A 13,302-nucleotide genomic window follows, 5' to 3' on the forward strand; every position below is an offset into this window, starting at 1 on the left:
CGTTCCAAGCTCTCTTGGTGCACGTACTGCCGTACGGCCCAGGCTGTCACCGACTGCTTGATCGCATCGAACCTGATGCTGCGGGAGTGGGGGGTGCTCGTGCCAGCTGAGTCGGCAGTGGTGTGTTTCCGTACATCGGGCCGGGGGTTCGAAGACGAGCCATGGGAAAGCGTCAGCAGCGCGACGTTAGCGACAGCGTCTCCATGGCGGACATTCCGGTGGTACGACGGCCAGAGGCACTACTCGGGCACCTACTGGTCCTCGACCATGCGTGACCACGTGATCTACGAGTCACGGCTTGAACTTGCTCGACTGCTGTTTGACGACTTCGACCCATCCGTCCGCCGCATCCTTGCCCAGCCCTTCCTGCTGAAAGCTGAGGTGGAAGGAAAGGTTCGCGAACACATTCCGGACTACCTTCTGATCAGCGAGGACGGTCCGGTCGTGGTCGACGTCAAGCCGAGGCACCGGGTGGCCAAGCCAGAGGTGGCGTTCACTTTCGACTGGACGCGGCGGCTGGTGGAGACACGCGGATGGCGATACGTCGTGTGGAGCGAACCTGCGCCGGCGGAACTCGAGAACCTTCGGTTCCTCGCCGGGTACCGACGTGACTGGCTTTTTGATGGTCTCCTGCTCGACGAACTTCGAGCGATGGGGCTGGATTGCCGGACACTTGGCGAACTCGATGACGCACTCGCCGGACGAGAACCGGAGGAGGTCCGTGCTGGGATCCTTCACCTTCTCTGGCGTGGTGAGCTGGTCACCGACTTGAGTACCCCGCTCAGCGGTCATCACGTTCTGAGGGATTCGAAGTGAGCTGGGCCGGAGTCCGCGTGGGGGTTGGTACACGGTTCCGCTATGACGGCGAGACCGTTGAGATAATCGAGCTGGCGATCACCGCGAACGGCAACGAGGCGGTACTGAAGAACGGCCGCGGGAAGCTGCTGAGACTGGCAGTGAAGGAACTGCTGCTGTCTGATCGAGTTCGTGTGATCCCGGATGCTCCGGGACCGTCCAGTGACGACGACGAAGACGTCGCTGGCGTCGTGCTGAGCCAGCTGTCGAAAGCCGAGCAAGACGGACTACGAGAGCGGGCAGGCCATGTCCGGGAAGTTCTCACCGGTTACCGGTCGGGCGCTCCGGAGCTGGCAGCGGAAGGCGAGCCGAGACTGGAATACTCGCCTGACCTCCCGCTAGGCGAGCGCTACGCGAGCAAGGCCGCTGAACTCGGCGTCACCGTCCGTACCGTCGAGCGCTGGGTTCGGGACTTCCGCCGTGGCGGCGAGGCGGGCTTGGCGGCTGCCGGGCGACCCGCACGTGGGCGGGCCACGAAACTGGATGACCGATGGGTGGAGACAGCCACGGAGGTCATGGTCGAGCATGCCAAGGAGTCCAAGCCGTCCCGCACGCTGGTGATCGAGCGGACCCGAGCACGGGTGGTTGCACGGTTCGGTCCGGATGTCGTCCCGCAACCCAGCCGGGCTACTGCCTTCCGGCTGCTTGAGGAGTTGGAGGACCAGCACCCGCTCTTCCGACTGAGTGCGAAGCGGAACCGGGACATCGCTGGCCGGCCCAATGAGCCTTATGGCAAGTTGCGGCCGACCAGGCCGGGCGAGTACCTCCTGATGGACTCCACCCGGCTGGACGTTTTCGCCTTCGACCCGTTCACCCTTCGATGGGTGCAGGCTGAGCTCAGCATCGGTATGGACTGGTACACCCGCTGCATCACCGGCATCCGCCTCACTCCGGTGTCGACGAAGGCGGTGGACGTCAGCGCGGTGCTCTACCAGTCGTTCCGGCCCAGGCCGGCTGGGAAGGACTGGCCGCGCTACGCGGTCTGGCCCGAGCACGGCATCCCACGGACGGTCCTCGTGGATACGGCTGTCGCCGAAGGAGCTGGTGCAGCTGGCCCCATTCTGGTTCCGGAAACCTTGGTCAACGACCACGGAAAGCAGTACGACTCCGAGCATCTGACCAGCGTCTGCCGACGGATGGGCATCTCGATCCAGCCTGCGAGGCTACGGACGGGCCGCGATAAAGGGCCAGTCGAAAGATTCTTTCGCACCCTGCGCGAGGGCCTGCTTCAAGCACTACCCGGCTATAAGGGGCCGGACGTCCATTCCCGGGGGGGGAGAGAGAGAGAGAGAGAACCCCGAGGACGACGCCTTCTTCTTCCTGCATGAGCTGGAAGCGGTCATCCGTGAGTGGGTCGCGGCGGTCTACCACCACCGACCGCACACGAGTCTGGTCGACCCGGGCCTGCCAGGGCTGCGTATGTCCCCCGCCTCAATGTTCGAGCACGGCATGGCTCGGGCGGGTTACATCGAGGCCCCCAGAGACCCCGACCTTGCCTACGAATTCCTAAAGACCGAATGGCGCACGATCCAGCACTACGGAGTCGAGATCGGCCGTCGCCGCTACAGCGGCCCCGGCCTCAAGGGCCTCAGCGATGTCCGGAGTCCCTACAAGGGTCCGGTCGAGAACGGATGGCCCTTCCAGGTCGACCCCGACGACATCACCCGCATCTACGTCCGGGACCTGGACCGTCGCTGGCGCACCCTGCGGAGAGCATCCGCCATTGCTTCGAGCAGCACCCACCCAGCAGCCCCTGGCCCTCCAAAAGCGGCGGATCTTGGGTCGACCCCAGCAGGCCTATTGCTCGACGATCCCGGCTTGCCGCAGCTCAGGCCCGTCAGCAAGCACATACCGTGCTCACCGACGATTTCCTGCGACGCGAGTACCTCGACGCGCGGAAGACGGTCAGAGAGATCGCCTCCGAGACCCGTATCCCCAAAAGACTCATCAGCGAGGTGCTGAATCAGTCCGGCCTCATCGCTAGCCGAGAGCCATCGAGGAAGCCGATCGGCGATGAGCAGTGGCTCCGAGAGCAGTACATCCGGCAGGCCCGGACCCTGGCCAGCATCGCCATCGAGCTGGACATGAGCCCAACGACCCTGACACGCCGCCTCCGGGCCATGGGCATCGCACTCCGTCCACGCGGCGGACGCCGGGCCGTGAGCCAATCGGAACTCGACTCAGTACCGCCGCTGATCAGGCCGGCCCTCACAGATCGGCGCTGTTGGGGCCGCCTTCAGCGGTTCCGAGAAGCCATGAAGCATCGCACCCTCGCCGAGGCATCACGCCAGCTCGGCACCACTCGCTCGGTCCTTTACACCCAGTTTGCTGCCCTGGAAGGTGATTTGGGCGTCCAGCTCTACATCCGCCCCCGCCAGGGCGAATCACTCCGCCCCACCAAGGCCGGACAAGCCGTGATGGACGCGCTGACCGACAGCGAAGGCGCCCGACCAGGCGGCAACACCATCGAGACCGGCATTCCTCCCGCCTCCAGGCAGAACCCATGACCAGCCGATCGTCGGCGGTCGGCTATCGAACAGGACCGCACTCATCGACCAGAATGGTCGGCTCCGACAGGAAGACGTTCGGGTCGACGGGCCCATAGGCAACGTTGAACGTATCGAGCCAGTACGACCAGTCCCGTATTCCGGCGGCACTACTGAACCGATAGTTCAACTGCCAACGGACCCAATGCCCCGGGACCAGACGCACCGCCGGCGGCCGCCGCGGGCGCGGCGGCAATCCGAACAACGGCTCCACACGTGCCAGCACGCGGAGCCGATCGCTCTCGTCCCGCAAGCTGAGTCCGACCTGGCGCAAGTCCCTCTCACTCTCGTGCGGCGCGAAACCGTCACGCTCGGACATCTGGATGACCTGGGCGAAGGAAGACGGCACTGGTGACACCAGGAACCCCGTTGGCGCTGAGTTCCTGCGGGCAGCAGCGTCACCGCCCCTGGAGTGCTTCGTCCAGGACGTCCTGATCCACTGAACCGTGATCTCCACTGGAACCGCCTTTCGCCCCGGACACTACGGCGACCACGGCCTGCACGGCACTCGGGTTTCGGCTCGCTGCCCGGCGGCCCGGAAGATTCTGGCTGAGACGGACCTATTGCACAGCGCTAGAGTCCAGCGGAGGAGGCGAAGATGGCGCTGAACAAGAAGGGTTCCCGGCGCATAACCGTTGACGGGATCGAGTACCGCTGGCGGATCCGCAGGAAGCCCTCCTACATGCAGGGACTCTGCTGGACACCGATGACCTATGCGGTTGAAGCGGCCAGCGGCAGCCAGCCGGGCACGCCGTTGATCGTCACCAGCGGTCAGGCCCATCCCAGTAACTGGGTGGGCGTCGAGACGGAGCCCATTCGTCCGGCTCACGTTGCTGCCAGCATTCGAGAGGCGCGGGATCAAGGCTGGGATCCAACCCGGGTCGGTTCTCCTTTCCAGCTCGACCGATCCGCAGGATTCATCGCCCAGCCATGAGACAAGGCGGAGTAGCGCGGTGCATCTGGCCCGGCATCATGGCCTGGTGACCACATGGATGCGCTGTTACTGGGACGAGGAAGACACCTGGTTCTACTTCGAGGTCGACGCCGAAGGCTGGGTGATCCGGCAGGTCGAACTCGAAGGTCCAGAGCTGATCCCGATCGCAGCAGCCTCCCTCGCCGAGTGGCAGCGGGCCCGCGACGCAGGCCGCCTCGGTGATTACGACAGCAGATTCGGGATCACTGCCGAGCTGCCCGTCTCGGAATGGGAAGGCCACGACCCCGAACAGCTCACCTTCGAGGAGTTCGAGGATGTCTGGGGCTCTGCCCGTCAGCAGATCGCATCCCGGCCCAGCTGACCTCTCGGCGCCGCACTGGTGTGAAGATCGTGGAACTCCAGCGCGACCCGTCGGCAAGATGAACCTCGGCATCGACGTTGCAGACCTCCTCGATCGCCTCGTCCGGTTCCACGAGGAAGAGCACCTGGAAGCCGGCGGCCCGAACCCGGTAATAGGGGGCCTCCCAGCCGGCATCAGAAGCCCGACCCTCAGACGCCGGGCCCGCCTGTTGCGGCATCGACGCCGTCATTGAAGCTCCTCACCCGGCGGTATGAAGGCGTCGGCGCTGTCGGCGTCCTCCACATGCCCCTGAGCATCGACCGTGATGGCAGTCGCCCGGCCCTGCGAAGTGATCAACCAGGCCAGCACCCGCTCCGTGAGAGGTGATCCACCCGGCCCTTCATCCGTCCAGTGTGCCCGCCATCCCCCACCGGGTATCGCGGCAACGACCTGATCGGCCCGCTCCAAGTGGGAGAAGTCCACGTAGTCCGTGACCTGGCGCAATGCCCCTCGCTGCGGGTTGACCACCAAGGCTGCCCCGGTTGCGGGATCCCATCCCTCCACACGCACCATGCGACCGATCTCGGTCTCAGTGCCATTGAAGATGGCGGTCCATCCGGTCCGATTGAAGTATCGGAGTTGCATGGCGTCATGATCCCGGAGGTCCGGCGACCTGCTCGACCTCCGTGTCGTGGAAGCCGTGGTTATCAAGAAACCGGCAGGCCGGTGATGCTGATGACAAAGACCCGACGGACCGTGGAAGCGGACCCAGACATTCCTGTAGGGCTCACGGAGCTTGTGACCGACCGGCGGGCAGCCGGGCCAGCGTTGCTGCCACAGATCCGTCAGAAGCACCCGCACATCTCCAGTCAGTGGAGCCGCGACTGGCTCCCCAAGCAGGGGAGGCCGCCGAGCAGGTGGGAGAGAGCGCGGTCAGTGGATTTGATGCTTTCTATGCTGGTGCCCACGTTCACTCGTTGGGGGACTCCGTTGCCGGTGGGATACCGCACCGCCAGCAGTCGTTCGCGTGGTCGTCCTGGCAGACGTAGCCGATGGCACCATCCACGCACCATTCGGCGGCCTCCTCGGACAGCAGGTCGGGCCCGGCAAGGAGCAGCCGACGAAATTCCGTGGTGTCCGCAATGTCGGCCGGCCGGTTGGTGAACCACTCGTCGAACCAAGGCTTGTCCTGGTGTATGCGCCAGTGCGCATTCTCCCGGTCGTCGACAGCCGTAAGGAACCGATCGACGATGCGCCCCCAACTTGGTGCTCCGAACCAGCCGTTGTCGGACGCACAGAAGGATTCGATCAGGGTTCGCAGGCCGAACTCCTTCTCGCGAAGGCAGTACCTTCGCCCCCATGAGATCGCGACCTGTGCCATCTCTGCGAGTTCTTCTCGCGGATCAACCTCGTGCGCCGGGTCGTCAGGGTTGTGGCAGGCCAGCCCGAGCTCGAGTACGGACTGCCCTGTCGGTAGAACCCGGGACGGGTTGACGATCGCGAGACCGAGACCGATCCAGTCGACATGGTCGAACGACAGCATCGAGCGCACGAGTCGGGTGGTTGCCGTGTTGATCCGCATCATTGTGCCGTCGTGGAGCGGACTCTTCCCGGCATGCCAGTTCTCGACCGGTGTGTTGCGCCACACGGCGAGCGTGATGCGGGTGGCAGCGAGCCACAGCAGGGCGTCGTCGTCGAGGTGCCCGAACCGCTTGGCACACTCCTGGGCGCCGTAGGTAATCAACTCTTCCGGTTTCGGCCACCTGTGGCTGTCGGGCCCTTCAGGCGCGTACTCGTAGTCGTCGGCGTACTCGTCGAGGATCGCGCTCAACTCGGCTGCGCTGTAAGCCTCGCTGTACTCGGAGCTGTCCGGCTCCTCGACGGTGTACATGTCGTGGTCCCAGGAGACGTACACGTCGCCCCAGAGCACGACGTCATCGCACTCGCTGGCGTTGTCCGTCACAACCGGCCTGATGGTGATCGGAGCAGTACGCCCGTCGGTTCGCTCGCCGTCCTTCTTGGCGGCCCATGCGGTGATGATCCCGAGCGGCTTCGGAAGGAGAGGGCCGACCTCGGTGATGCTGAACGGCTCGTCGTCGTCATCGGTGTCGAACCGGCTGTTGACGAACGCGACCGCCCCGGAGGGCGTGCTGACGATGGACTGGGTACCACTCTGGTTGTCAACCACTCGCCACAACGGGCTGTTCTTCACGATGCTCTCCGATCGCGGTGAATGTACCCGGGGCGGGTGCGATGCACCGGGTCGCTCGATACTGACTCCGATTAGGTACTCAAAGGGGCCGGGCTGACAAGCTGCACTCGTGGCCCTCAACGATGCCTGGACGCTGGTTGGGCCGAACCACCCCCGAGCGGGCCAGGGAGGCTGCCGTTTTCCGGTGCTGGCGGCCTCGGGACCGGCCCCATCTCGCCGCACTCTAAGCGCAGGGTCTGACATCCGGACCGGGCAGCAGGTTCATGCGGTCGACAATGAGCGCATGGACGTCCCTGAGTTGCTCGAAGCAGCTTTCCTGTTGGTTCCGGAAGAGACCGCCACCGAGAATGACATCACGGTGGGAGACGTCTGGGACTACCTCGTTCACGACGAGTGGGAGATCGCCCTGGGTTTGCTGGAGAGTTTGGGGAGGCTCACTCGCCCCCTTTGGCTTTCTGGGAGAAGCTCGCCGAAGCGGCTGATCAGCTCCAGTTGGAGCGGAGTGCGGCTTGGTGCCATTGGCGATGCTCCGAGCTCCGCAACGGCGTGATCAGGGCAGATTTGACGCTCCGCCCTGCCGCCGAGGCGCGACGCACGACGCCAATCTCCGGCGCGGGTGTTCTGCGGCCCATGTGGGACATCGGTCTCCTCTCACCCACCGGCGGACGTGCGGTCAGCATCGCTGGGCTCTGGGTTGAGAACATGCCCATACTGGAGCCCGGCGGGCGAGCCACGGTTCGTCTTGTGCCCCTCACTCCCTCCCACTGGACGCACGTCCAGCCCGGCCAGCAGATCACCATGCACGAGGACCGAGCCGTGGCTGGCACCGCAGTCATCCTGGAGGTTTGCCTCCCTGCCACCGTCATGCCCGCGCGATGACATGAACTGCTTGCCGGTGCACGTATCTCCGTACGTGGTGGTGCACTCAGACGGGACGCGGACAAGCGGTGCAGTCGGCTGGGCAGTCTGAGGAAATGACACCGATCTGAGACAGCCGCCTGCCGACACGTCGTGAGACTGGAGGGGAACGTCCAGGTCACAGCGTCGGCGCATGACACCGAGGGTGAGAACCTACAGCCGGGGCGGGGCGGCGGGGCATGATCGGTTCCATGACCTCAGCCTTCGAAGCCCTGCTGCCCACCACCGAGCGTGCCCTGCTGCACCGCGTGGCCCGCGCCCAGAGCCAGGGCCGCGCGCCCTCGTTCGTGGGAGCCGTCGCCCGCGGGGGAGCCATGGTCTGGAGCGGTTCCCGCAGCTGCGTCGACGGGCACGCCCCGGACGCCGACACGCAGTACCGGATCGGCTCGATCACCAAGGTGTTCACCGCCGTCCTCGTTCTGCGGCTCCGGGACGAGGGGCTGCTCGGCCTCGACGACCCGCTGGAGAAGCACCTGCCCGGCACGGGGGTGGGCGAGGTGACCGTCGCTCAACTGCTCGGCCACACCTCGGGACTCGCGGCGGAGACCCCCGCGCCCTGGTGGGAGCGGACGCCCGGGTCGTCGCGGCCCGAGCTCTCCGACGTCCTGGGCGAGACGCCCGCGCTCCACCCGACCGGTCGCAGCTTCCACTACTCCAACCCCGGCTACACCCTGCTCGGCGCGCTGGTCGAGGAGGTGCGCGGGGTCTCCTGGGAGGAGGCGCTGCGCACCGAGATCCTGGAACCGCTGGGCATGCACCGGACGACGGGGGACCCGGCCGCCCCGCACGCCGGGGGGTGGGCGGTGCACCCCTGGGCCGACGTGATGCTGCCCGAGCCCTCCGCGGACCTGGGGGTGATGGCCGCGGCCGGGCAGCTGTGGTCGACGGCCGCCGACCTCTGCCGGTTCGGCGTCTTCCTCGCGGAGGGCGACGAGCGTGTGCTGAGCGCCGCCTCCGTCGCCGAGATGCGGATCCCGGCCGGTCCGCCGGCCGTGGGGGACCCGCAGATGGGGTACGGCCTCGGTCTCCAGGTGGCGTACAAGGAGGGCGGCTCGCTCATCGGGCACGGCGGCTCGCTGCCGGGCTTCCTCGCCGGACTCTGGGTGGACGTCGAGGCGGGCCTCGTCGGCGTGGCGCTCGCCAACGCGACGAGCGGCCCGCAGACCGGGGTCGTGGCCGCCGAGCTCGTCGGGATCGTGGCGGAGGCCGAGCCGCGCTTCCCCGAGCCGTGGCGCCCGCTGCCCGAGTCGGAGGTCGACCAGGAGCTCCTGGCGCTGACCGGCCCCTGGTACTGGGGGACGTACTCCTACGGGCTGAGGCTCGGGGCGGAGCGTGGGGTGGTCCTGGAGCCGCTGCGGGGTCCCGGGCGCCGTGCCGTCTTCCGGGCGCTGCCCGAGGGCGGCTGGATCGGCCTGGACGGCTACTACGCGGGGGAGACGCTGCGCGTGGTGCGGCGCCCCGACGGCACCGTCAGCCACCTCGACCTCGGCTCCTTCGTCTTCACGCGGGAGCCGTACGAGCCCGGCGACGCGGTCCCGGGCGGGGTGGACGAGAAGGGCTGGCGCGGGCTGTGACCCGGCCATGACCCGCTGAGGCCGCAGCGCACGAACGCCCGTGTTTCACGTGAAACACGGGCGTTCCGTCAGAGAAGGGGGCAGCGGGCCCGCTTCGTGTCAGCGGCCCCGCTTGGTGTCAGAGAGCCCGCTCCGTGTCAGAGGGCTCGCCTGGTGTCAGAGGGCCCGCTTGAATCCCACGTGGCTGGCCTCGAAGCCGAGCCGCTCGTAGAAGCGGTGGGCGTCGGTGCGGGTGGCGTCGGAGGTCAGCTGGACCAGCACGCACTCCAGGCGCCGCGACTCCTCGACGGCCCATTCGATGAGCTGGGTCCCCAGACCGCTGCCGCGCTCGGCGGAGTGGATCCGCACCCCCTCGATGATCGAGCGGGTGGCTCCGCGCCGGGAGAGCCCGGGGACGATCGTCAGCTGGAGGGTGCCGACGACCTCTCCGCCGCGTGTGGCGACGACGAGATGCTGGTTCGGGTCGTCCGCGAGCCGGGCGAAGGCGGTGAGGTAGGGCGCCGGGTCGTCCGGGGACTCCCGCTGGGCGCCGAGGGGGTCGTCGGCGAGCATCGCGACGATCGCGGGTACGTCCTCGGCGGTGGCGGGACGGATCTCAAGATCGCTCATGCCCGCAGCGTACGGCCGGTCCGGGCCGTGCGTCAGACGGCGGCTCTCTCGCCTTCGAGGACCTGGACCAGGGGGGCGAGCTCGGGGTTCTTCGCGGCCTCGTCCAGGGCCTCGCGCAGGGCCCGGTCGTTGGTGGGACGGGCCTCCGTCAGGAGCGTCTGGCCGGCCTCGGTGACATCGGTGTAGATGCCGCGCCGGTCGGTCGCGCAGAGGTAGCGGGTGAGCAGGCCCCGGTCCTCCAGGCGCGTGACCAGACGGGTGGTGGCGCTCTGGCTGAGCACCACGGCGTCGGCGACCTGCTTCATCTGGAGGTGTCCGCCGGGTCCTTCGTGCTGGCGGCTCAGGACGTCGAGGAGCGAGTACTCACGGGCGCTCAGACCGTGACCGGACTCCAGGGCGCGCTCGATGTGGGACTCGATGCGGCCGTGCAGCAGGGAGAGGGCGCACCAGCGCTGTGCGAGTCCGGTGAGGGCGGGGTCCGTCGCGGTCATGGTCTCTCCTCGTCCCTGTCCTCGCCGGTGGGCTGCTCGGGATCCAGGGTAGACGATGGGCCGCAATAGTGCGCGTGTGCAAGTATCGCGGCCCTCGGCCCGTCCGGGGTCAGCCCGCCGCGACGGTCAGCGGGGCGAAGCGCCGGTCGGGGTCGCCCGGCAGGTCCGGGACGGAGCGGACCATCACCGCGTTGGTGATGACCGGGGCCAGGCCGTTCTCCTTGAGCCAGCCCAGCAGCTCGGTGTGGCGCACGTCGACGTCGGTGCGGAGCGGGCGGTCCGTGTCGGCCGCCAGCGAGGCGACCAGCGCCTGGGCGGTGGCGGTGTCGCGGGCGATCAGCGGGCCGACCACATGGGTGTCCATGTTGGGCCAGGCGGCGGCGAAGCCGGTGATTGCGCCGTCCTCGACGGCGACCCGCAGGTGGTCGGCGAAGGCCGGGAGCCGGGTGATGAGCGGGGTGCGATCGAGGCCGAAGATCTCCTGGTCGAGGCGGAGGACCTCCTGGAGATCCTCGGCGGTGGCCGGGCGGACCGCGACCCGCGGGGCGGGCACGGCGGCGGAGAAGCGGCCCTTCACCATCTCGGAGCGGCCGATCTCGGTGAAGCCGAGCCCCTTGTAGAGGGGCTGCCCGTTCTCGGTCGCGTAGAGGGTCAGCGGGGTCTGGCCGGCCTCCTCCAGGACGTGTCGCATCAGCCGGCGCCCTACGCCCTGGCGGGCGTACCGCTGGGCGACCAGCACCATGCCGATGGCCGCGAGCTCGGAGCCGTAGGAGGTGACCACGCAGCAGGCGAGCAGCCCGTCGCCGTCCGGGTCGTCGATGCCGTAGCCCGTGCCCGCGGTGAGCAGCAGGCCCCACTTGTGTTCCTCGCGGAGCCAGCCGCGGTTCTCGGAGAGGTCGGCGCAGGCCAGGAGGTCGGTGGCGCCGAGACGCCGGATCGGGAGTTGTGCGAGGGCGGTGGGGGAGATCGGCATGACGGCCAGGCTCTCCGACGGGGTGATCTTCCGTCCAGAGGTTTTCGGTGATGTTTCACGTGAAACACCGCGCGCGTCGAAAGAGTGGAGCCTAGTCCGCGCCCCGGCCCTTTGGCCCGAGAACGCCGCTTTCCGCCCGGAGCCCTTCACACAGCCGCCATGCTGCGAGCACGGAAGCCGGCTGCGTGAGGCGAGGCACATGATGGATGGTCCGACCAGCACGACGGGCGGGACGGGGGCCCGAATATCAGAGCCCTCCCCCGATGCGGTGCTCGTCCGCCGCACCCTTGAGGAGATCGCTCCGGTCGCCGACAAGGTGACCTCGTACTTCTACGCCCTGCTCTTCGTCCGGATCCCGGCCCTGCGCGACATGTTCCCTGTGGCGATGGACACCCAGCGGGACCGCCTGCTCAAGGCCCTGCTCACGGTCGCCGAGCGGATGGACGACGGTGCCTTCCTCGGCGACTACCTGGGCCATCTCGGCCGGGGGCACCGGAAGTACGGCGTCGACGCGGCCCACTACCCGGCGGTCGGCGAGGCCCTGATCGGCGCGCTCACGCGGTACGCGGAGCGGAGTTGGGACGAGGAGACCGAGGCGGCCTGGGTCCGGGCGTACACGGCGATCTCGCAGATCATGATCGACGCGGCCTCCGAGGACGAGACGATGGCGCCCGCGTGGTGGCAGGCGGAGGTGGTCTCGCACGACCTGCGGACCCCCGACATCGCCGTCCTCACCCTGCGGCCCGATGCGCCCTACCTGTTCCTCGCCGGGCAGTACACGACTCTGGAGACCCCGTGGTGGCCGCGCGTCTGGCGGCACTACTCCTTCGCGTCGGCGCCCCGTCCGGACGGGCTGCTCACCCTGCACGTCAAGGCCGTCCCGGCCGGCTGGGTCTCCCAGGCGCTGGTCCACCGGGCCCGCCCCGGGGACGTGCTCCGGCTGGGCCCGCCGGCCGGTTCCATGACGGTCGACCACGCCACCGACACCGGGCTGCTCTGCCTCGGTGGCGGGACCGGCATCGCGCCGATCAGGGCCCTGGTGGAGGACGTCGCCGAGCACGGCGACCGACGGCAGGTCGATGTCTTCTACGGCGCCCGCAGCGGTCATGACCTCTACGACATGGACACCCTGCTGCGGCTCCAGAAGACCTTCCCCTGGCTCGCCGTCCACCCCGTCACCGAGGCCCAGGGCCCGCTGCCGGAGGCGGTCCGGGAGGCCGGGCCCTGGACCGAGCGGGACGCCTACCTCTCGGGCCCGCTCGGGATGGTCCGGCAGGGCATCGACGTGCTCCGCGGCTCGGGGGTCCCCTCCGAGCGGATCCGCCACGACTTCCTGGCGGAGCTCGCCGCGGTGGGGACCAGGTCAGCCGAGGTCGGGGGCGTGCATGGCGCGGACGCCCTCGATGTTGCCGTCGAGGTAGTGGCGCAGTGAGAGCGGCACCAGATGCACGACCGCGATCCCGACGCGGCTGAAGGGCACCCGGACGATCTCGTACTCGCCGACCGGTTCGTCGACCTCGGGGCCGTGGCGCAGCTCCGGGTCCATCGACTCCAGCCGACAGACGAAGAAGTGCTGGACCTTCACGCCGGAGACCCCGCCGTCGACGATGTGCTCGACGGTGTCGACGAAACAGGGGACCACATCGACGATCTTGGCGCCGAGTTCCTCGTGCACCTCGCGGTGCAGGGCCTCGACGACGGTGGAGTCGGAGGGCTCGACGCCGCCACCGGGCGTCAGCCAGTACGGATCCATCCCCGGTTTGGTGCGCTTGATGAGGATGAGGTCGTCTCCGTCGAGCAGGATGGCGCGTGCGGTGCGCTTGACCACGGGCCGTTCGGTCATGGGAAGA

General features: G+C 68.0%; 15 protein-coding genes and 1 pseudogene. 9 read left to right on the forward strand and 7 right to left on the reverse strand.

The genetic code is table 11. The features are described from left to right. Positions 1-75: 75 nt before the first annotated feature. The 4 genes from ACFXMG_RS24070 to ACFXMG_RS24085 all read left to right on the forward strand — a co-directional run bounded on the left by ACFXMG_RS24070 (position 76) and on the right by ACFXMG_RS24085 (position 3,362). The gene (locus tag ACFXMG_RS24070) at positions 76-816 is read left to right on the forward strand and encodes a TnsA-like heteromeric transposase endonuclease subunit (protein WP_384119628.1); all 741 of its coding nucleotides are present in this window, start codon (positions 76-78) and stop codon (positions 814-816) included. Further along, positions 813-2,183 (forward strand): helix-turn-helix domain-containing protein, encoded by a 1,371-nt coding sequence (locus tag ACFXMG_RS24075; RefSeq protein ID WP_383814316.1) that lies wholly within the window; start codon positions 813-815, stop codon positions 2,181-2,183. Before ACFXMG_RS24070 ends, ACFXMG_RS24075 begins: the two co-directional genes overlap by 4 nt. A gap of 121 nt (positions 2,184-2,304) precedes the next feature. After that, on the forward strand, positions 2,305-2,817 hold the full coding sequence (locus ACFXMG_RS24080) for a Mu transposase C-terminal domain-containing protein (protein ID WP_384119631.1): 513 nt from the start codon (positions 2,305-2,307) through the stop codon (positions 2,815-2,817). Further along, complete coding sequence (locus ACFXMG_RS24085; protein ID WP_383814313.1) at positions 2,709-3,362, forward strand: LysR family transcriptional regulator; 654 nt, start codon at positions 2,709-2,711, stop codon at positions 3,360-3,362. Before ACFXMG_RS24080 ends, ACFXMG_RS24085 begins: the two co-directional genes overlap by 109 nt. 22 nt (positions 3,363-3,384) lie before the next feature. On the opposite strand, the gene ACFXMG_RS24090 is transcribed toward ACFXMG_RS24085, so the two are convergent. Further along, positions 3,385-3,858: a hypothetical protein gene (locus tag ACFXMG_RS24090; protein WP_383814311.1), complete on the reverse strand. Its 474-nt coding sequence runs from the start codon at positions 3,856-3,858 to the stop codon at positions 3,385-3,387. Between the two features lie 141 nt (positions 3,859-3,999). Here ACFXMG_RS24090 and ACFXMG_RS24095 point away from each other — a divergent pair, with 141 nt between their 5' ends. Further along, positions 4,000-4,335, forward strand: a complete 336-nt coding sequence (locus tag ACFXMG_RS24095; RefSeq protein WP_383813095.1) for a hypothetical protein — start codon at positions 4,000-4,002, stop codon at positions 4,333-4,335. A 58-nt stretch (positions 4,336-4,393) separates the two neighbouring features. Further along, the gene (locus ACFXMG_RS24100; RefSeq protein ID WP_055592348.1) at positions 4,394-4,696 is read left to right on the forward strand and encodes a hypothetical protein; all 303 of its coding nucleotides are present in this window, start codon (positions 4,394-4,396) and stop codon (positions 4,694-4,696) included. Positions 4,697-4,921: 225 nt separating this feature from the next. Here ACFXMG_RS24100 and ACFXMG_RS24105 read toward each other — a convergent pair whose 3' ends face one another. Next, positions 4,922-5,320, reverse strand: coding sequence for a hypothetical protein (locus ACFXMG_RS24105; protein WP_383814309.1), 399 nt, complete (start codon positions 5,318-5,320; stop codon positions 4,922-4,924). Between the two features lie 325 nt (positions 5,321-5,645). Then, positions 5,646-6,887 carry a hypothetical protein gene (locus ACFXMG_RS24110; RefSeq protein ID WP_383814308.1) on the reverse strand — a complete coding sequence of 414 codons (1,242 nt, stop codon included), beginning with the start codon at positions 6,885-6,887 and terminating at the stop codon, positions 5,646-5,648. A gap of 283 nt (positions 6,888-7,170) precedes the next feature. On the opposite strand from ACFXMG_RS24110, the pseudogene ACFXMG_RS24115 reads away from it, so the two are divergent. Both ACFXMG_RS24115 and ACFXMG_RS24120 read left to right on the forward strand, forming a co-directional pair. Next, positions 7,171-7,766: pseudogene (locus ACFXMG_RS24115) on the forward strand (hypothetical protein). Between the two features lie 230 nt (positions 7,767-7,996). Continuing rightward, positions 7,997-9,379, forward strand: coding sequence for a serine hydrolase domain-containing protein (locus ACFXMG_RS24120; protein WP_383814306.1), 1,383 nt, complete (start codon positions 7,997-7,999; stop codon positions 9,377-9,379). Between the two features lie 156 nt (positions 9,380-9,535). Here the strand turns inward: ACFXMG_RS24120 and ACFXMG_RS24125 are convergent, their stop codons facing one another. From ACFXMG_RS24125 to ACFXMG_RS24135, 3 genes are all read right to left on the reverse strand, one after another. Continuing rightward, positions 9,536-9,988 (reverse strand): GNAT family N-acetyltransferase, encoded by a 453-nt coding sequence (locus ACFXMG_RS24125; protein WP_383814304.1) that lies wholly within the window; start codon positions 9,986-9,988, stop codon positions 9,536-9,538. A gap of 32 nt (positions 9,989-10,020) precedes the next feature. Beyond that, positions 10,021-10,479 carry a MarR family winged helix-turn-helix transcriptional regulator gene (locus tag ACFXMG_RS24130; RefSeq protein ID WP_383814303.1) on the reverse strand — a complete coding sequence of 153 codons (459 nt, stop codon included), beginning with the start codon at positions 10,477-10,479 and terminating at the stop codon, positions 10,021-10,023. A 109-nt stretch (positions 10,480-10,588) separates the two neighbouring features. Beyond that, on the reverse strand, positions 10,589-11,452 hold the full coding sequence (locus tag ACFXMG_RS24135) for a GNAT family N-acetyltransferase (protein ID WP_383814301.1): 864 nt from the start codon (positions 11,450-11,452) through the stop codon (positions 10,589-10,591). Between the two features lie 199 nt (positions 11,453-11,651). Here ACFXMG_RS24135 and ACFXMG_RS24140 point away from each other — a divergent pair, with 199 nt between their 5' ends. After that, a complete protein-coding gene (locus ACFXMG_RS24140; RefSeq protein WP_383814299.1) occupies positions 11,652-12,884 on the forward strand; it encodes a globin domain-containing protein in 1,233 nt (410 codons plus the stop codon). On the opposite strand, the gene ACFXMG_RS24145 is transcribed toward ACFXMG_RS24140, so the two are convergent. Beyond that, positions 12,816-13,295, reverse strand: coding sequence for an NUDIX domain-containing protein (locus tag ACFXMG_RS24145; RefSeq protein WP_383814297.1), 480 nt, complete (start codon positions 13,293-13,295; stop codon positions 12,816-12,818). The two genes, ACFXMG_RS24140 and ACFXMG_RS24145, sit on opposite strands and share 69 nt — an antisense overlap. Positions 13,296-13,302: the final 7 nt, after the last annotated feature.

Source organism: Streptomyces sp. NPDC059201 (genome assembly GCF_042754585.1).
Lineage (GTDB): Bacteria > Actinomycetota > Actinomycetes > Streptomycetales > Streptomycetaceae > Streptomyces.